This is a genomic window from Amycolatopsis sp. DSM 110486, assembly GCF_019468465.1.
Classification (GTDB): domain Bacteria; phylum Actinomycetota; class Actinomycetes; order Mycobacteriales; family Pseudonocardiaceae; genus Amycolatopsis.
Genome location: NZ_CP080519.1, coordinates 3646899 through 3664328, shown reverse-complemented (window position 1 = coordinate 3664328; position 17430 = coordinate 3646899). Strand labels below are relative to the sequence as shown.

Annotated in this window: 19 protein-coding genes; 4 read left to right on the top strand and 15 right to left on the bottom strand. The window is 69.5% G+C overall.

Features of this window, described 5'->3' with window-relative positions; all coding sequences use genetic code 11:
* Genes K1T34_RS17755 through K1T34_RS17745 form a run of 3 tightly spaced genes read right to left on the bottom strand, consistent with a single transcriptional unit; the run spans nucleotide 1 to nucleotide 3088 of the window.
* Nucleotides 1-651 carry a response regulator transcription factor gene (locus K1T34_RS17755; RefSeq protein ID WP_220245361.1) on the bottom strand — a complete coding sequence of 217 codons (651 nt, stop codon included), beginning with the start codon at nucleotides 649-651 and terminating at the stop codon, nucleotides 1-3.
* Nucleotides 648-1850, bottom strand: a complete 1203-nt coding sequence (gene macS / locus K1T34_RS17750; protein WP_220245360.1) for a MacS family sensor histidine kinase — start codon at nucleotides 1848-1850, stop codon at nucleotides 648-650. Before macS ends, K1T34_RS17755 begins: the two co-directional genes overlap by 4 nt.
* Nucleotides 1847-3088, bottom strand: coding sequence for an AI-2E family transporter (locus K1T34_RS17745; RefSeq protein ID WP_220245359.1), 1242 nt, complete (start codon nucleotides 3086-3088; stop codon nucleotides 1847-1849). Before K1T34_RS17745 ends, macS begins: the two co-directional genes overlap by 4 nt.
* A gap of 311 nt (nucleotides 3089-3399) precedes the next feature.
* Here K1T34_RS17745 and K1T34_RS17740 point away from each other — a divergent pair, with 311 nt between their 5' ends.
* Together K1T34_RS17740 and K1T34_RS17735 are read left to right on the top strand one after the other, a co-directional pair.
* Nucleotides 3400-4446, top strand: a complete 1047-nt coding sequence (locus K1T34_RS17740; RefSeq protein ID WP_220245358.1) for a hypothetical protein — start codon at nucleotides 3400-3402, stop codon at nucleotides 4444-4446.
* A gap of 221 nt (nucleotides 4447-4667) precedes the next feature.
* Nucleotides 4668-7805, top strand: a complete 3138-nt coding sequence (locus K1T34_RS17735) for a PE-PGRS family protein (RefSeq protein ID WP_255638565.1) — start codon at nucleotides 4668-4670, stop codon at nucleotides 7803-7805.
* A 64-nt stretch (nucleotides 7806-7869) separates the two neighbouring features.
* Here the strand turns inward: K1T34_RS17735 and K1T34_RS17730 are convergent, their stop codons facing one another.
* Both K1T34_RS17730 and K1T34_RS53395 read right to left on the bottom strand, forming a co-directional pair.
* Nucleotides 7870-8637, bottom strand: a complete 768-nt coding sequence (locus K1T34_RS17730) for a dioxygenase (protein ID WP_220245356.1) — start codon at nucleotides 8635-8637, stop codon at nucleotides 7870-7872.
* 69 nt (nucleotides 8638-8706) lie between these two features.
* Entirely contained in the window at nucleotides 8707-8907 is a 201-nt protein-coding gene (locus K1T34_RS53395; RefSeq protein WP_255638564.1) for a hypothetical protein, read from the bottom strand.
* Between K1T34_RS53395 and K1T34_RS53390 the strand changes: the two genes are divergently transcribed.
* Complete coding sequence (locus K1T34_RS53390; RefSeq protein ID WP_255638563.1) at nucleotides 8906-9052, top strand: hypothetical protein; 147 nt, start codon at nucleotides 8906-8908, stop codon at nucleotides 9050-9052. The two genes, K1T34_RS53395 and K1T34_RS53390, sit on opposite strands and share 2 nt — an antisense overlap.
* Before the next feature lie 104 nt (nucleotides 9053-9156).
* On the top strand, nucleotides 9157-9612 hold the full coding sequence (locus tag K1T34_RS17720) for a MarR family winged helix-turn-helix transcriptional regulator (RefSeq protein WP_220245355.1): 456 nt from the start codon (nucleotides 9157-9159) through the stop codon (nucleotides 9610-9612).
* A gap of 81 nt (nucleotides 9613-9693) precedes the next feature.
* Here K1T34_RS17720 and K1T34_RS17715 read toward each other — a convergent pair whose 3' ends face one another.
* The 10 genes from K1T34_RS17715 to rpsF form a co-directional block, all read right to left on the bottom strand.
* A complete protein-coding gene (locus tag K1T34_RS17715; protein WP_255638562.1) occupies nucleotides 9694-10209 on the bottom strand; it encodes a GNAT family N-acetyltransferase in 516 nt (171 codons plus the stop codon).
* Nucleotides 10210-10246: 37 nt separating this feature from the next.
* Nucleotides 10247-11653 (bottom strand): replicative DNA helicase, encoded by a 1407-nt coding sequence (gene dnaB / locus K1T34_RS17710; RefSeq protein ID WP_220245354.1) that lies wholly within the window; start codon nucleotides 11651-11653, stop codon nucleotides 10247-10249.
* A gap of 700 nt (nucleotides 11654-12353) precedes the next feature.
* Nucleotides 12354-13157, bottom strand: coding sequence for an ESX secretion-associated protein EspG (locus K1T34_RS17705; RefSeq protein ID WP_255638561.1), 804 nt, complete (start codon nucleotides 13155-13157; stop codon nucleotides 12354-12356).
* Nucleotides 13158-13168: 11 nt separating this feature from the next.
* Nucleotides 13169-14545: a hypothetical protein gene (locus tag K1T34_RS53385; RefSeq protein ID WP_255638560.1), complete on the bottom strand. Its 1377-nt coding sequence runs from the start codon at nucleotides 14543-14545 to the stop codon at nucleotides 13169-13171.
* A 36-nt stretch (nucleotides 14546-14581) separates the two neighbouring features.
* Nucleotides 14582-15181 (bottom strand): DUF3558 domain-containing protein, encoded by a 600-nt coding sequence (locus K1T34_RS17685; protein ID WP_220245350.1) that lies wholly within the window; start codon nucleotides 15179-15181, stop codon nucleotides 14582-14584.
* Between the two features lie 7 nt (nucleotides 15182-15188).
* Entirely contained in the window at nucleotides 15189-15548 is a 360-nt protein-coding gene (locus K1T34_RS17680; RefSeq protein ID WP_220245349.1) for a hypothetical protein, read from the bottom strand.
* 211 nt (nucleotides 15549-15759) lie between these two features.
* Nucleotides 15760-16221 carry a 50S ribosomal protein L9 gene (gene rplI, locus K1T34_RS17675; protein ID WP_220245348.1) on the bottom strand — a complete coding sequence of 154 codons (462 nt, stop codon included), beginning with the start codon at nucleotides 16219-16221 and terminating at the stop codon, nucleotides 15760-15762.
* A gap of 11 nt (nucleotides 16222-16232) precedes the next feature.
* Nucleotides 16233-16481: a 30S ribosomal protein S18 gene (gene rpsR, locus K1T34_RS17670; protein ID WP_003098744.1), complete on the bottom strand. Its 249-nt coding sequence runs from the start codon at nucleotides 16479-16481 to the stop codon at nucleotides 16233-16235.
* A gap of 43 nt (nucleotides 16482-16524) precedes the next feature.
* Nucleotides 16525-17043, bottom strand: coding sequence for a single-stranded DNA-binding protein (locus K1T34_RS17665; protein WP_220245347.1), 519 nt, complete (start codon nucleotides 17041-17043; stop codon nucleotides 16525-16527).
* A gap of 17 nt (nucleotides 17044-17060) precedes the next feature.
* Nucleotides 17061-17387: a 30S ribosomal protein S6 gene (rpsF, locus tag K1T34_RS17660; protein ID WP_220245346.1), complete on the bottom strand. Its 327-nt coding sequence runs from the start codon at nucleotides 17385-17387 to the stop codon at nucleotides 17061-17063.
* Between the last annotated feature and the right edge of the window lie 43 nt (nucleotides 17388-17430).

Sequence of the window (17430 nt, the reverse complement as noted above, 5' to 3'; positions counted from 1 at the left end):
TCAGTCCTCGTCGAGGCCGTGTTCGATCGCGTACCGCGCCAGTTCCACGCGGTTGTGCAGCTGCAGTTTCCGCAGCGTCGACTGCACGTGGTTCTCCACCGTCCGGTGCGACAGGACCAGCCGCTCCGCGATCTGGCGCGCGGTAAGCCCCTTCGCGACCAGCCGCAACACGTCCGTCTCGCGTTCGGTCAACCGCGGCGGCGCCGGTTCGGCGGACGAAGGCGCGTCGGCCATCCGCCGGTACTCCCCCAGCACGAGCCCCGCCAAACCCGCCGTGAAGACGGGATCGCCCTCGGCCGTGCGGCGAACGGCGTCCACCAGCTCCGCCGCGGACGCCGACTTCACCAGGTATCCCGAGGCACCCGCCTTCACCGCCTCCAGCACGTCGGAGTGCTCGCCGGAAGCCGACAGCACCAGCACCCGTGTGTCCGGCAGTTCCGTCGTGATCTCACGCGTCGCGTCGACGCCGGAGGTGCCGCCGAGGTTGAGGTCCATCAGGACGACGTCCGGGCTGACCGTGCGGGCGATGCGGACGGCGGAGGGGGCGTCGGGCGCCGTGGCGCGGACGTCGAAGCCGTTTTCGCCCAGGTCGCGGGCGACGCCGTCGCGCCACATGGGGTGGTCGTCGACCACCATCACGGAAATCGTCATCGTCCGCCCCTCGTTTTGTTTCGCACGTTCGTGTTCGGCACGTTCTTGTTCGGCGCGGTCTTGTTCGGCACCGGCGTGTTCGGCACGCGCACCTCCCACTCCGTGCCGCGGCCCGGAGCGCTGTCCAGGGCCGCGGTGCCGCCGAGATCGCGCACCCGGCCCCTGATGGACTCCACCACACCCAGGTGCCCGTCGGCCTCCGCGCGTGCCAGCCGGCCTTCGGGAATGCCCGGGCCGTCGTCGCGGATGCTCACCACGACCTCCCCGGCCAGTTCCTCCAGCAGCACCCACGCGCGGGCGTCCGGTCCCGCGTGTTTCTCCACATTGGACAGTGCCTCGCGCGTGACGGCCACCAGTTCCGAAGTCACGTGCGCCGGCAGGTCCACGGTCCCCGCGGGAGTCGCGACCTGAACCGACGGCGTGGCCAGCAGCTGCAACGCCGAACGCAGGTCCGCGGTCCCGTTGCTCGCCACCGCCCAGGACGGTTCGGTGGTCACCAAGGCGCGCAACGCGATCTCCTGCTCACCGGCCAGCCGCGCCAGGTCGGCCGCCTCGCCGCCGACCTCCATGCCACGCCGGCGCACGCGCGCGAGCACCTGCAACACGCTGTCGTGGATCGAGCGCGCGAGCCGTTCCCGTTCGGCCGTCGCGGCTTCCGTGCGCAACGCCAGCGCGAGCGCGTCCGCCGAGCGCCGCGCCGTGGTGGCCGCCATGCCGATCAGCACGCTGCTCGCGCACAGCAGCACACCGTCGCGGAAGACGTCGAGGTCCAGGCGTTCGCGCGCGACGCCCGTGCCGACGGCGACCACGAGTCCCGCCAGCACACCGCCGCCCGCGCCGAAGCGGGTCGCCGCCGCGATCGGTCCCACCGCGGCCCACACCGTGGTGATCAGCGGCGCGGCCTCGGCGTACTGCGTCGGCGACAAGATGAAGGGCGACAACAACATCAGCCCGGTCGTCAGCACGACGTCGAGCACCACCAGCCACCGCCACCGGCCGCCTTCGCGCAGGTACGCGACGCCCGACACCAGCGTCCACCCGCCCATCGCGCCGACGACGGCCCATGCCAGCCACGCGCGCTGGAACTCACCGCGGTGCGCGATCACCACGCCGAGCGCGAACGCCCACGTGACCACGCGCAGCAGCACGACCCCGCGCCACAGCGGCGTTGCCGGGTCGCGGGTCGCCGGCGTGCTCACTTCTCCTCGTCGTCGCCCCGAGTCGGCACTTCGGCGTCGTCGGAGCCCGGTTCGGCGTCGTTGGGTTGCGCCGCTTGGTCGTGGAGCACGTCGACGGCCTCGGGATCGGGATTGTGTTCGTGGAGCAGCGACCGGATGCCCGCGTTGAGCACCGCCAGCAGCGGCACGGCCAGCAGCGCGCCGGCGATGCCCGCGGCGACGAGGCCGGTGGCGATCGCGAGCACCACGGCCAGCGGGTGCAGCCGCACGGCGCGCCCGAGCAGCAGTGGCTGCAGCACGTGGCTTTCCAGCTGCATCACGCCGATCACGATTGCCAGCACGATGATCGCGCCGATGAATCCCTTGGTGACCAAGGCGATCAGCACCGCGACGCTGCCCGCGATCACCGCACCGATGATGGGGATGAACGCACCGAGGAACACCAGCGTCGCCAGCGGGATCACCAGCGGCACGCCGACGATCCACAGCCCGATGCCGATGCCCACGGCGTCGACCACGGCCACCGCGGCTGTCGCGCGGATGTAGCTGACGAGCGATGCGAAACCGCGGCGCCCGGCCACGTCCACGCGCTTGCGCACCCGCGTGGGGACGCCGCGCACGAGGAACGACCAGATCTGGTTGCCACCGGCCAGGAAGAAGATCGTGATGAACAGGGTGAGCACGAAGCCGGTGAGGATCTCGCCGACGGTGCCCGCCGTGGTCAGCGCGGTGTTCGTGAGCGAGGCCTGGTTGTTCTGGATGAACCCGATCGCATTGCTCAGGAAGTCCTGGATCTGTTCCTGGCGCAGGTGTATCGGCCCGTCGGTGAGCCAGCGCTGGATCTGGTGGAGGCTGTTGTTGAGTTGCTGCTGCAGCTGCGGCAGGCCGCTCGAGAACTGCGTGATCACGAACGTGAGCAGGCCGCCCAGCACGGCCAGCCCGGCGATCAGCACGATCGCCGTCGCGAGCCCGCGCGGGAACCGGACCTGCACGAGCTTTTCCACGGCGGGCGCGAGCAGCGCCGCGAGCAGCAGCGCGATGGACACCGGGATGACCACCGCCGCCAGGTAACCCATCAGCCAGACCACCGCGTACAGCGCGGCGATCACGACGATGAACCGCCACCCCAGTGCCGCGGCCACCCGGAGTCCGCGCGGGACCAGGCCGGTGATGTCGTTGTGCTCGGTGAGGAACGGTTGCTCGCGCCGTCCGCGTGGTGGCTGGCTCACGAAGCCCACCGTATCGGTCCGCCCTGTCATTCCGGGCGAATCGCAGTGCTGCGGGCGGCGGCGCGTCCGTCGGTTCGCCCGAAGTGGCGCTTGACAGCCGACTGCGGAGTAACCGCGCTCCGCCAGTGGTGATCACCGAACGTGAGATTGAGCCACACTCTGTGTTGTTCACACGATGGTGGCATCAAGTCGTGTCAAGGATGCGTGACGGGTGTTGCTCCTGGTTTTCTCGGTCGCACACCCGGCGATGGGGAACGCAATTCCGACGATTCAGTGTCGCTCGGAAAGCGAAAGCCCGAAAACATTTCGAGTCAGACGTTTCGAGTCGAGGAGAAGCACGAGTGACGAACGCGGCGAACGAGAGGCGGGACGCTAAGCGCGTCGCCCGTCTCGCGTCGCGTGCGCTGTTCGTCCTCGGTGGCGCGGTCGCCGCGACCGCCGCCGCGTGGGCCGTCTCCTCCTCCGCTGCCTCGGCCGACACCATCCCCAGCGTCACCCCGGTGACCGACGCGACCGTGGCCAACCTCGGCGACGTCACGGGCGGTGCCTCGGAGTTCGCCGGCAGCGTCGCCGGAACCGCCGCGGGCGCCGTGCAGAACGTCTCCGCGTGCGAGCAGGACGCCACCACGTGGTCCGAGCCGGGCCACGACCGGCCGATCTGCTCGCTCGACCCGCGCGACCACATCGGTGGGCCGCACCGCGACCAGGTACGCACCACGGCCGACCACGAGGTGTCCGGGCGCGTCAGCGACGCCGTGACCGACCTCGGTGAAGACGCCGTGCTGCACCCGGCGTCGCGCACGCTCGGCGCGATCGAGCACATCGCCCGCAAGCCCGAGGACACCCGCCGCGTGATCGACGAGGCCACGGCCCCGTCGCTCGAGGCGCAGGACTTCGGCCGCAAGGTGTGGGACCTGCTCGACCCGAGCCACACGGGGTCGCTGGTCGACCTCCCCGAGCTCCCGGGCTCGCCCGTCGAGCCGGCCGCACCCGTCTCGGCCGTCACCGGCACCACCGGTGACACGGCGCAGAACCTCGGCGCCGCAGCGGTTTCCACCTCCGACGCGCTGCGGGCGATCTTCTCCCGCTCCGCGCACGAGGACTTCGCGGCAGCAGGCGCGGGCGTCGACACGCCTTCGCGTGGCGACCACCGCAACCTGCCCGACCCGTTCTCCCCGGCGCAGCTCCCGATGGCGCCCCCCTCCATCCCGACTGTCCCCGGCGGCGGCAACAACACCGCCCCCGGTGGTCACCTCGACGGCCTCAACTTCGGCGTCCCCTCCTGGGTCACCGCTGCCGTCGACAACGCCGTGGCGGGTTCGACCCGCGCCGGTGTGCGGCACACGCCGCTCAGCCCGGGCCACCAGCCCGGCGTCACTCCTGACTGATTCACCTCACCCGCGGGGTCGTTGACGCGCCCTGAAGCTCGAGCACCTTCGTCGTGCCTGCTTCGCGTCACCGACTGAACCCCGCGGGTTTTCTCGCGATGCGCCCTTTTCCGCGCTCGCACCGCACCACCCCTCTGGTGCGCATTTCCCCTCGATGAACACGGCGAAAAGCGCACCTCCACAAGCCCGCAAGGGAACCCGAAATGAAGGAGAAAAACCCCATGCAGACCTGGGCAAAGCGCGGACTCCAGACCGCGTTGGTCACGGGTGGGTTGTTGATGCTGGGCACCGGCATCGCCTCGGCCGACGAAAACGTCAACCCTGACACCCCGGCCTCCCCGCTCGACCTCAACGTCACCGTTCCGGTCGACGTCGACAACAACGCCATCGGCACCCCGCTGGGTCAGGTGGACGTTCCTGGTTACCAGGGTGAGGTCAGCACCAAGCCCGTCACCTCCGCCGTGAAGGACGCGCTCGCTTCGGCGAAGAGCCCCGGCGGTGCGGCGAGCAACCTGACGGACAGCCTGCCGAAGGCCGACGCGCCGCGGCAGCTGACGCCGACCCACGACGCCCTCAAGGGCAACAAGGTCTCCGGCGACCTCGTCGTGCCGATCCAGATCGTCGACAACGCCGTCGGTGTGCTGGGTGACGCGAACGTCGACGGCAAGTCGCACGAGCAGACCTACTCGCACAACCAGGACATCGCGACCTCCGGCAAGAACTCCGGGCTCGCGGGCAACGTCGTCGCCCTCGACTGGGCGCTCCCCGTGCAGCTGGCCGGCAACGGCGTCGGCCTCGCGGGCGGGTCCGGCGCGGTGCACGGCGGCTCGGCCAGCCAGAGCACCACCGAGACCGGCAACATCGACACCACCGGCAAGGGCTCCGGCCTGTCCGGCAACGTCGTCGCCGGCCAGTTCGCCACCCCGGTGCAGGTGACCGGCAACGCCGCGTCCTGGATCCTGGGCAACGGCTACAGCCAGTACACCGCCGACACCACGGCCACCTCGGGCGGCTCCGCGCTGACCGACGGCAAGGGCGGCGCGGGCACCGGCAACGTGGTGGGCGCGCCCATCGCCCTGCCGGTGAAGTTCAACGGCAACGCCGGTGGCGTGTGGGGCTCGGACGCCGACGCGTCGTCCTCCTCCTCGGCCGACGCGAAGGCGGGCGACAAGCGGCCGGGCAGCCTGGCCGGCACGCCGACCTACCTCGAGACCGACGGTGACCAGTCGTTCCTCGGCGGCAACGCCGCGGCGGCTCAGCTCAGCCCGATCGCGAACGTGGCGAGCGTGGCGGGCTCCTGGATCGGCAACGCGACCACGGGCATGTCGCCCGAGCGCTCGGTCGGCAGCTCGCACTCGAGCACCGTCGACTCCGGCGGCTTCGTCAAGACCTCGGGCCAGCAGGCCGCGGGCGCGGGCAACGTGGTCGACCCGGCCGTCGCCCTGCCCGTCGAGGCGTGCGGCGTCGGCGGCACCTACATCGGTAACGCGCACGCCGCGTGCGACAACACGACCGACGCCAACGCGGGCAACGGCAGCTACACCCGTGGCAACGACACCGTGCTGGGCGGCAACGTCGTCAACAGCCAGGTGGCGGGCGCTCCCGAGGTGCACGGCATCGGCGGCAGCCACATCGGCAACGCCTCCGGCACGTCGAACGAGACCAAGACCGTCACGGCCGGTGGCTACGACGGCAGCCAGGGCACCGACTCCTCGGGCTCGGGCAACGTCGTCCAGGTCCCGGTGGGCGTGCCCGCCGAGGTCTTCGGCGTGGGCGGCTCGTTCATCGGCCAGGGCTCGGCCGACGCGCACGAGACCAAGGTCGTCCAGGCCGGCGGCGGCGGCAACACCGCTGACGACAACGGCTTCCTGAGCTCGAACCTCGGCACCGTCCCGGTGTCGGCCCCGGTGCAGGTCTTCGGCATCGGCGGCGCGTTCGTGGGCCAGGGCCACGGCAACGCCACCGGCGACACCACCTCGGGTGCCGGCTGGGACACGCACGCGACCGGCACCAAGGGCGCGGGCGCGGGCAACATCATCGAAGCCCCGGTCTCGCTGCCCGTCCAGGGCCACGGGATCGGCGGCGCGGTGGCCGGCATCGGCACCGCGCAGGCCGACAACCTGACCGACTCGACCGCGGGCGGCCACGCCAGCACCGACGGCCAGGGCGGCGGCCTCGCCGGCAACATCATCAAGGCGCCGGTCGCCGGTGCGGTGAACCCGTCGGGCACCGGTGTCGCGGGTGCGGCGCTGGGCCACGCGGCCGGTTCGAACGACGTCGCGTCGACCGCGGGCGGCTCCGCGCTGACCAACGGTGACGCGGGCGCGGTGGCGGGCAACGTCATCGGTGCCGACCCGCTGGCGGCCGTCCCGGTCGTGGCGGACTCGGTTTCCGCGGCGGGCGTGTCCTCCGCCGACAGCACCAACACGCAGGACGTGACCGCTGCCGGTGACGACACCACGTCGGGTCTCGAGGGCTCGGTTTCGGGCAACATCCTCGACATCCCCGTCAGCGCGGTGCCGCACGTGGTGACCAACGCCGTTTCCGCGGCCGGTGTCGCCCACGCGACCGGTGACAACAACATCACCGCGACCAACGGTGGCACCCCCACCACCGACGGTGACGGAAGTGCGCTCTCGGGCTACAACTTCTACCACCACCTGCCGGTCAACGTCCCGGTCTTCGGCGTCCCGCTGGAGCTGCTGGGCACCGCGACCGCGGAGGGCACCGACAACACCGTCGTGTCCGAGCCGTCGATCGACACCCCGCTCGGCAACGAGCTCGGTGCGGCTCAGCTGCCCGCGCTGCCGGCCCTGTCGGCGCTGCCGGCCGCCGGTGCCACCCCGGGTCTGCCCGCGCTGCCGGGTCTGCCGGCCCTGCCGGACGCCGGTGCTCTGCCGGGCCTGCCCGCCATGGCGATGCTGCCGGGTGCCGAGCGCGCCGACCTGCCGGTCAGCGGGCTGTCGGCCCTGAACGAGCTGGGCCAGCTCAAGGGCGCCACCTCCCTGCCGACCGTGTCGGGTCTGGGTAGCGGTGTGCAGCTGCCGGGTCTGCCTTTCGGTGGCGAGCGCGCGGACATGCCGGCCGTCCCGGCTCAGCTCCCGGTGAAGGCGAACCTGCCGACGCTGCAGCAGCTCCCCGCCGTGACGGCGCTGCCGGCTCTGCCGGGCGTGCCCGCCACGCTGCCGACGTCGGGTGTCCCGGCGCTGCCGACCGCGGGTCTGCCGGCTCTGCCGACGCTGCCCGCCGTCCCGGCGCTGCCCGTGGCTCAGGTCCCGGCGCTGTCGGGCATGGACTCCTCGCCCCTGGCGATGATCCAGCAGCTGGCGGCGAAGGTGACCGGCTTCTTCAAGAAGTGAGCATGTAGCCAATCCCGAAACGGGCCCGGAAGCAGCCAGCTTCCGGGCCCGTTTTCTTTGTGCGTCAGGAAAATTCGAGCGAACGCTTCGCGAGGCCGTGCCAGAACCCGTCGATCACGGTGCGGCCGGTCGTCTCGCTCGCGCCGAGCGTGACGAACAGCGGTGCGAAGTGCTCGATGCGCGGGTGCGCGACGGCGGCGGCAGGCGCCTTGTGCTGGAAGTCGAGTAGTGCGTCGACGTCGCCCTGGTTGATGACCTCGTCGCCCCAGTGGTCGAACTCGGTGGACCATTGCGGCGGCGTGCCGTCGGTGCCGTCGGTCTCGCGCATGGCGCTGAGGTTGTGGGTGAAGAAGCCGCTGCCGATGATCAGCACGCCTTCGTCGCGCAGCGGCGCGAGCTTGCGGCCGAGGTCGAACAGCACCTGCGGGTCGAGCGAAGGCATCGAGACCTGCAAGACGGGAATGTCGGCGCCGGGGTACATCTCGACGAGCGGCACGTACGCGCCGTGGTCGAGGCCGCGGTCCGGCGCGTCGCGCACGGGCGTGGTCGAGTGCAGCAGCTTGCGCACCTTCGCGGCCAGCTCGGGCGCGCCCGGTGCGGCGTATTTCACCTGGTAGAAGCGGTCGGGGAAGCCCCAGAAGTCGTACACGAGGGGGACGGTCTCGGTCGCCCCGAGCGTCAGCGGCGCCTCCTCCCAGTGCGCCGAGACGACGAGGATCGCCTGGGGCTTCGGCAGGTCCGCGGACCAGCCGGCGAGCTGCCGCGTCCACGTCGCGTCGTCCGCGAGCGGCGGCGCACCGTGGCTGAGGTAGAGAACCGGGGTGCGGGCCATGCGTGCCTCCAAGTGTTTGAAACTTCAACTACTACAGTACGCGACGCTTTGTGGCCCGGCGATATTTCCTCAGGTGAGGTTTTCAGCCATTCGTTCCAGGGTGCGGACGGTGGTGAGGTAGTCCTGCTCGTCGATGCCGTTCGTGGCTCGAGCGCGGAAGGTTCGGGCGTCGGCCTCGATCGTTTGGTGGGCTTGCCGGCCTTCGGCGGTGAGCTGGTGGTCCGGGGTGAGCCAGCCTCGGTGGTGCAGTTCGCCGAGGTGCCGGGCCATGCTGCCTTCTTGGGACAAAGGGCTTCAGCGCTTCGTCGACTTGTTCGATGGTGTGCGCCCCTTGCGCGACCGCGTTGAGCACCTGCCATTGCCGGCGCGTGAGGTGGTAGGCGCCGAGCGGCTGGTCGAAGGCCTTTTCGAGTAACTCGTGGTTGTGCCGGAGCCAGTAGCCGATGGGTTTCATGGATACTCCCTATGTTGAAGAGCAACTACATGTAAAGGTACATGTATTTCCGTGAGGGGACACCCATGCCGGACCCGGTGGCCGACGTCGAGCACGCCATGATCGCCATCCGCCGGAGCCAGCAACGCCGCGCTCTCACGCGCATCGCCCGTGGCCGTGGCCAGCACGCCCTGGACCCGGTGATCGAACTGCTCGACGTCGTCGAGGACTTCGCGGACCGTGGCGATCCGGCCACCGTCACGTCGCTCGCTTTGGCGCTCGGCGTCGACCAGCCTCGCGCCAGCCGTCTCGTCGCCCGCGCCGTCGACCAGGACGACCTGCAGCGGGAAGCCGACCAATCCGACGGCCGCCGCACGGTCCTCGCGCTGACCCCGGCCGGCCGCGCCCGGCTGGACGCGCTGCACACGTTCCGCAGGACTGTCTTCGCGGAGGCGATGTCGCCGTGGAGTGCCGAGGATCGTGCGACGTTCGCGCGCCTGCTGACGAGCTTCATCACGAACTACGAGGCTCTTGGCCGCTGACCGCCGAGAGTCACAGTGGCAGGGTGATCGACCCTGACCGCCCGGGCGCCGAACCTTTCGCGTCCCAGCTGAACCACCTGGCTACCTTGGCTGGTCAGCCGGCTTGATCGCGGCGTACAGCAGCATGTCCACCCGCCGGCCGCCGATTTCCTGGTGGCTGCGGAGCAGACCTTCGCGCTCGTAGCCCGCGGCCTCGGCCGTGCGGACGGAGGCGACGTTCCACGGTTCGATGTACAGCTCGATCCGGTGCAGGTCCGGGATCGACCAGGCGAACCACGTCAGCGCGGTGAGTGCCTGCCGCGCGAGCCCCCTGCCGCGGTGGGCGGGGGCGATGGCGTACCCCGCGGTCGCCCGGCCGGCGGTGAGGGCGGTGAGGTGCAGGCCGATCGTGCCCAGCGCTTCGTCGGTGCTCGCGGACGCCACGCAGAACGCGTAGCCCAGCCCGGCGTCGAGGCGGTCGTGCTGTCGCCTGAGGTATGCGCGGGCGTCGTCCCGGTTGGAGTTGCCGACGAGGGACCCGATGGTCGGGATGTAGGGATCGGTCGACAAGTCGATGATCATGTCCACGTCGCGGTCTTCGAAGGCGCGCAGTCGCACGTCGCCGAAGGTGGGGGCCGCGTCGGACAAAGCGGGGCTAGTCGTGCGCGAGGTCGGCGAAGCGGCTGTAGTGCAGCTGGTGCGCGACGACGATCGTGCTCGTCGGGCCGGCACGGTGCTTCGCCAGGATCAGGTCGGCTTCGCCGGCGCGGGGATCGTCGCGTTCCCAGGCGTCGGGGCGGTTGATCAGGATGACGATGTCGGCGTCCTGCTCCAGGGAGCCCGACTCACGGAGGTCGGACAGCATCGGCTTCTTGTCGGTGCGCTGTTCCGGACCACGGTTGAGCTGGGAGATCGCGATGACCGGCACTTCGATCTCCTTCGCGAGCAGCTTGAGCTGCCGCGAGAACTCCGAGACTTCCTGCTGCCGCGACTCGACGCGCTTGCCCGACGTCATCAGCTGGAGGTAGTCGACGACCACGAGCTTGAGGTCGTGGCGCTGCTTGAGCCGGCGGGCCTTCGCACGGATCTCCATCATCGTCATGTTCGGGGAGTCGTCGACGAACAGCGGCGCCTCCGAGACCTCGCTCATGCGGCGGGCCAGGCGGGTCCAGTCGTCGTCGGACATCTTGCCACCGCGCATGTCGGCGAGGCGGATCTTGGCCTCGGCCGACAGCATGCGCATCACGATCTCGGTGCGGCTCATTTCCAGCGAGAAGACGACGCTGGTCAGGCCGTGGCGGATCGACGCGGATCGCACGAAGTCGAGGCCCAGCGTCGACTTACCGACACCGGGGCGGGCGGCGACGATGATCATCTGGCCGGGGTGCAGGCCGTTGGTGAGCTCATCGAAGTCGGCGAAGCCCGTCGGGATGCCCCGCGACTGCCCGCCGCGCGACGCGATCGCGTCGATCTCGTCCATCGTCGGCTGCAGGAGGTCTTCGAGCGCGACGTAGTCCTCGCTGGTGCGGCGCTCGGTGACGTCGTAGATGGCGGCCTGCGCGCGGTCGACGACCTCGTCGATGTTCGCGCCGTCGGCGGCCGCCGCGCCGTAGCCGTACTGCACGATGCGCGTGCCCGCCTCCACGAGCCGGCGCAGCACCGCCTTCTCGGCGACGATCTCGGCGTAGTACCCGGCGTTGGCCGCGGTGGGGACGGTTGCGATGAGCGTGTGCAGGTACGGCGCGCCGCCGACGCGGCCGAGCTCGCCGCGGCGTTCCAGCTCCGCCGACACCGTGATCGGGTCGGCAGGTTCGCCGCGGCCGTAGAGGTCGAGGATGCAGTCGTACACGGCCTGGTGCGCGGGCCGGTAGAAGTCGCCGGGCCCGAGCGCTTCGATCACGTCGGCGATCGCGTCCTTCGACAGCAGCATGCCGCCCAGCACCGACTGCTCCGCCGCCATGTCCTGCGGCGGCTGCCGGTCGAACCCGCCCGGACCCGGGTCACTCGGCCCCGGGTCGGAGTCCGCGTCGTACATCGGACCGCGGTCGTCGGTCAGCGCCACCGCCCCGGACACCTCCTCGACCGGCGGGCTAAGCCGCGGTCATCCCCTGCCACTCGTCACGTCCTGTGTCGAACGGTGCCGCGCGAGCTCTCCTCGTGCGAACACCTGTTCGAGTATGCCGGATCCTCTCCGACTTTCCCAGCCCAACCGCCGGGCCCTTCTTGATGATGGACTGGCGTCCCCTCACCGATGACTTGCCACGCCGGGCGCCACCGTGAGTGCTGGCCGAGAGGGCACGCTAGATCCCCGGGACGGACGAGCGCAATTCAGGGTGTTGACCGTCCTGTGGATAACTTGTGGACGACTGGAGGTAACCAGTCACAGGCAGCCGCCACGCTGTGGACAAGTTGGGGACAGTACTGATCAGCTTCAAGGAATCCCCAGGTCAAGGCCTGTGTAGAGACTGTGGAGAACTTTGTCGAAACTCGTCCGGCGTGTCGCGCGTGGCGCGTCGTTCGGCGTGTCGCCCGGGCGCGTGCACACATGCCTGTGGATGAATGCTACGGAGCGTAGAGGCGGGACACGGTGGGCTGAACGAGCAGCCGCGCCGGCGGCGCACCGGTGTTTCGGCGCTCTGAGTAACCGCTGAGTGAGAACACGCTGGTAGGCCGGTCGCAACACAAAAACCGGGTGGGGTTCACCTGGCGGCAATCTGAACGTGCCGCACTCGAAACCCCACCCGGAGTAGCGCTCTGACGGGTCAGCCCAACGCGCTCTGTGCGGTCCGCAACCGATCCCCGATCGCCTTCGGCGTACCGGGCGTGAACACGACGAGCGAATCGTCCCGCCCGGGCCGCTCCTCCATCAGCCAGCGCCCCTCGGCGGTGTCCACGAAGTTGATCGGCTTCGGAATCCGCCGGCGCCGCCCCCCGTTCGGCCGCGTCGCGACGTACAACGACCCTGCCCCAGTCCGCGGTGCCTTCAGGATCCGCTGAATCTCCTTCAACGGCGCGAGCGCCTCGTTCCGCCCGGGCCCGGTCTGCATGATCGAACGCTGCGACACATCCTCGGACCCCGCCGCGCGGCCACTGTCGAACTCGGACTTGCTGGTGACCAACGGCTGCCCCGATGCACCCTGGCCTGCGGGCATCATGTCGAGGAACGTCGGGAGCAGCAGATCGGGCCGTTGCCGGACGACGGTGACCGTCTGGTCTCCGATGACCCGGAGCAGCGCGAAGCCGCCGCCGTTGCCGCTGCCGACCAGCACGGCGTAGTTCGAGGGGCTGCCGTCGTCGAACTGCCCGTCGAACCACCCGTAGTACTCGATCTGCGGGTGGCAGATCGACTCGATGAGCGCCAGCAGATCGCGGTCCATGCCGCGCGGGCCCATCAGCCCGAGGTCGGTGAGCACCGCGTTGACGTCCTCGTCGATCCGGCGTTCCGCCACCGGGTCGTAGAAGGTCGCCATGTCGGCGATGGTCTGGTGAGGCTCACCGCCCCGACGCCGGATCAGGGTGAACAGCGTCGGGATGGTGAATTTCGTCGGTTGGTCGAGAGAGATCACGTCGTGGGGCCTCATTCACCGATCACGGGTGGCGCGGTCAGCTCGTCGGTGCCGAAGAGCTCGTTGGCATCCTCTTCGACGAGGTACTTGGTCTGGTGTTCCTCGTCTTCGGTGCCCTTGCCGCCCTTGGCGCCGCCCGCGCCCATGCCGCCCATCCCGGACGTACCGGCCTTCCCGGCCGCGCCGCTCATGGCGCCGCCGCGCATACCGGCACCGGCTGCGCCTTCGCCCGCGCCGAGCCCGGCCGCGGCACCGGACGCCGCACCACCAGCCCCGAAGCCACCACCGAACGCACCGGGCCCAAAGCCCGCGACGGCACCCGAACCGGCGCCGCCGCCGCCGAACCCGCCGCCGCTACCGCCGGGCCCGAAGCCCCCGGCGCCGCCACCCGGCCCGAACCCGCCGGCCCCGCCGGGTCCGAACCCACTCGAGTCGAACGACGACGGCGTGAAGCCCTGCGCGGTCGTGCTGTCGGAACCGGGCGGCGTGTACGTCCCGGTCGGGATGCCGGTGTTGTTGGGATTGTTCGGATCGTTGATGCCGCTGTGGCCGGTCGTGAAGTCGGTCGGCTTCGCGTCGAACTTCGGCATGTTGGCTGGGTTGAAGCTGCCGCCTCCACCCCCGCCGACGCCTCCGCCGCCACCGAAGTTGCCGCCTCCGCCGCCACCACCGAAGTTGTTTCCGCCCCCGCCGTCGGACAAATTGTTGCCCTGCCAAGCGCTGTACTGCGGCAGCTGCTGGGCGTTGCTGTTCGACGCGTTGAAGTAGGCCGTGTAAGCCTGGACGTTCGCCTTCGAATTGTCGTTGTACTGGTTGATCTCGTCGTCTTTGTCGCTCAGCGGGTTGATCCCGTCGAGGAAACCGGCCGACGGCGGGTCCTTCGGGAGGTCCTGGACCTTCGACTTGACGGTGTGGAAGCAGTCGACCTGGTTGCCCAGGTACATGTCGCTCTTGCCGAGGTTGCCGGCCGAGTCCTGCAGCCAGATGCCGAGCGGGTGGGCACCGGCCTGGGCGGCCGTCGCGCCGCCACCTTGCCAGGCAGTGTCCATCTTCTTGTTCAGGTTGTCGATCTCGGTGACACGATCGCTGTGCACCGTCTTGAGTTCGCCGGCGGCCTTCGAGCCGTTCTCAAGCGATGCGGGGTCACCGGCGTGGATCTTCTGGTAGATCGAGTACGCGTCGATCGAGCGGCCACCCAGGTCCGCTGACTGCTGCTGCGCCTCGGGACCACCGCTGAACAGGCCCACCAGACCACCGGCGATCGCGCCGACGCCGGCGCCCACCGCGGTTCCGACACCGGGAACGACGGAACCGATCGCGGCGCCGTACCCGGCGCCGATCGCCATGCCCTTGAGCTCCTTGCCCATGGTGTTGGCATCATTCCCCATAATGAGCCACTCCTTCTGAGGTGTTCAGGTGCTCGATCACGCCGCACCCTTGAGGTGTCCGACCATGGCGGTCGCGAACTTCTGCGAAATCGCACACGGGTTGTTCTTGTTGTCGCCCACGTTGATCGCCGAGATCACGGACACCGCGAGCTGATCGGTGACGCCGACCCAGAGGGTGCAGCCGCCGTCGGGACGGCCGTCGTGGATGTCGGCGAACACGCCGGGATAGCCGTCGATCGACACCGGCTGGAAGTAGACGTCCTGATCCTTCTGGTCGTAGATGTCGCTGATGCCGCCCTTGTTCTGCGGCAAGGGGTAGACCGCGACGGAGTTCTGCTCACTGCGGGTCGACTTCCACATGCACCCGGTGAGCTGGCTGCTGCCGGTGTCCTTCTTGCCCGGCAATGCCAGCCCGACCTGGGTGGCACCGTCTGCCGTCAACACACTGCACGGGTCGCTCAGCAGTACGTCGGTGGGCAGTGCCGCCGGCACCTTCGGGCCCGACCCCGCTGCCGGGCTGCTCGCCGGCGCTGAAGACGAGGGGCTGGTACCGCCACTGCTCTCACCGCTGCATGCCGTGAGAGCGGCCAGCGCAGCGACGGTTCCGGCGGCGATGCGAACGGTGCGGGAGATCATGCGGGACTCAGGCTCCAGTCTTGATGTTGTCGCGCGCTTGCTGCTCCGCGACCGTGATCTTGTTCTTAGCCGCCTTCAGCGCCGTGATGAAGTTGTTGACGTACTTGACCATACGATCGTGCTGGTCCAGCAGCGTCTGCCCCGACGGGTTCGCACCGCCCTTGACGAAATCGCCACTGGCGAACTCGTCCGCGGGTGCCGTCACCTTGGAGATCGTCGTGGCGCGGTTGAGGTCGGTCTGCAGGTTGTCAGCCAGGGCCTGCCACTGGTTGATGACGCCGTCGACCTCGTCGTCATCGAACTGGTAACCGCCGCCGGTTCCGTAGCTGCCGACCTTGATCGGCGGAGTGGGTGGAACTTCGGTCATCGGCGTTACCCCCTTGGGCTACCTCTCGCTCCCCAAACGGCGAGATCAGCAGGTTGGATGGTAACGCACGGCCGTTGGTTCCCGCTCGGGTTCGGAAGACCTCGCGCGGAGGCCGGAACCGATCTTGTGGGTCGCCCGAATGGATGGTTCACGCACAGCAAAGCGCCCCCGGGAAAGACCCGAGGGCGCTTTGCTGGAGCAACTGAAACCGTCAGACCGAAGTCGCCTTGACTTCGAGGCGGACGTCGACCTTCACGTCGGGGTGGAGGCGGGCGTTGACGGAGTGCTTGCCGACCGTCTTGATGTGGTCGCGGAGGTCCAGGACGCGCTTGTCGAGCAGCGGGCCGCCCTGGGCCTTGATCGCGTCGACGATCTCGCCGGCGGTGATGGAGCCGAAGAGCTTCTTCGAGCCCTCCGCCGCCTTGCCCGTCAGCTGGATGGCGCCGAGGCCCTCGAGCGTCGCCTTGATTTCCTTGGCGTGGTCGAGGTCGCGGATGCGCCGGGACTCCTGCGCGCGCTGGATGGTGCGCACGTTCTTCTCGGCACCCTTGCTGGCCACGATGGCGTAGCCGCGGGGCAGCAGGTAGTTGCGGGCGTAACCGTCCTTGACCTCGACGATGTCGCCGGGGCCACCGAGGTTCGCCACGTCCGTGGTGAGAATGATCTTCGCCATGACGAGCCTCCTCAGCGAGCGGTCGAGGTGTAGGGCAGCAGTGCCATCTCGCGCGAGTTCTTCACCGCGATGGCGATGTCACGCTGGTGCTGGCTGCAGTTGCCGGTGACGCGACGGGCACGGATCTTGCCGCGGTCGGAGATGTACTTCCGCAGCAGGTTGGTGTCCTTGTAGTCGATCAGTTCCGGGCGGCCCTTCTTCTCGGCCTTGCAGAAAACGCAGACCTTCTTCTTGGGCTTACGGATGGGTGGCTTGGCCACTGTCTTCTCCTGGATTCAAATCTTGAGGTGTAAAAGTGCGAGATCAGAACGGGGGTTCGTCGGCGAAACCGCCGCCGCCACCGCCGCCTGCGGGGGGCGCGGAGCCCCACGGGTCGTCGGCCGGCATGCCGCCGCCACCGCCGCCTCCACGGTTGCCACCGCCGCCGCCACCGCCGCCGAAGTCACCGCCGCCACCGCGGCTGACCTTGTTGACCTTCGCCGTGGCGTACCGCAGCGAGGGCCCGATCTCGTCGACTTCGAGCTCGACGACGGTGCGCTTCTCGCCTTCCTTGGTCTCGAAGGACCGCTGCTTGAGCCGGCCCTGCACGACCACACGGGCGCCGCGGGTGAGCGACTCGGCGACGTTCTCCGCCGCCTGGCGCCAGATGTTGCAGCGCAGGAACAGCGCCTCGCCGTCCTTCCACTCGCCGGACTGCCGGTCGAGGGTGCGCGGGGTGGACGCGACCGTGAAGTTCGCGACCGCCGCGCCGGACGGGGTGAAACGCAGTTCCGGGTCGGAGGTCAGGTTTCCGATCACGGTGATGACGGTGTCTCCAGCCACGGGGACGTCCCTTCGGCTCAGGCCTTGGCGGCGACGGGCTTGGCCGCGGCGCGCTTGACCTCGCGGCGCATGACCTTGGTGCGCAGCACGGTCTCCTGCAGCGACAGCTGACGGTCGAGTTCCTTGACCGCGTCGGAGTCGGAGTTCAGGTCGAGCAGCGCGTAGATGCCCTCGGCGTGCTTCTTGATCTCGTACGCCAGGCGACGGCGGCCCCAGACGTCGACCTTCTCGACGCTTCCGCCCGAAGTGCGGATCACGTTGAGGAAGTTGTCCAGCGTGGGGGCGACCGTGCGCTCGTCGAGCGTGGGGTCCAGGATGACCATTACCTCGTAATGGCGTGACATAACCACTCACCTCCTATGGGCTCGCGGCCACGGACTGTCCGTG

Coding starts and splice junctions, on each gene's coding strand:
- K1T34_RS17755 (WP_220245361.1), bottom strand. CDS start 651: ATGACGATTTCCGTGATGGTGGTCGACGACCACCCCATGTGGCGCGAC.
- K1T34_RS17745 (WP_220245359.1), bottom strand. CDS start 3,088: ATGACAGGGCGGACCGATACGGTGGGCTTCGTGAGCCAGCCACCACGC.
- K1T34_RS17735 (WP_255638565.1), top strand. CDS start 4,668: ATGCAGACCTGGGCAAAGCGCGGACTCCAGACCGCGTTGGTCACGGGT.
- K1T34_RS17730 (WP_220245356.1), bottom strand. CDS start 8,637: ATGGCCCGCACCCCGGTTCTCTACCTCAGCCACGGTGCGCCGCCGCTC.
- K1T34_RS53390 (WP_255638563.1), top strand. CDS start 8,906: ATGCTGCCTTCTTGGGACAAAGGGCTTCAGCGCTTCGTCGACTTGTTC.
- K1T34_RS53395 (WP_255638564.1), bottom strand. CDS start 8,907: ATGGCCCGGCACCTCGGCGAACTGCACCACCGAGGCTGGCTCACCCCG.
- K1T34_RS17720 (WP_220245355.1), top strand. CDS start 9,157: ATGCCGGACCCGGTGGCCGACGTCGAGCACGCCATGATCGCCATCCGC.
- K1T34_RS53385 (WP_255638560.1), bottom strand. CDS start 14,545: ATGGGGAATGATGCCAACACCATGGGCAAGGAGCTCAAGGGCATGGCG.
- K1T34_RS17685 (WP_220245350.1), bottom strand. CDS start 15,181: ATGATCTCCCGCACCGTTCGCATCGCCGCCGGAACCGTCGCTGCGCTG.
- K1T34_RS17680 (WP_220245349.1), bottom strand. CDS start 15,548: ATGACCGAAGTTCCACCCACTCCGCCGATCAAGGTCGGCAGCTACGGA.
- rplI (WP_220245348.1), bottom strand. CDS start 16,221: ATGGCGAAGATCATTCTCACCACGGACGTGGCGAACCTCGGTGGCCCC.
- rpsF (WP_220245346.1), bottom strand. CDS start 17,387: ATGTCACGCCATTACGAGGTAATGGTCATCCTGGACCCCACGCTCGAC.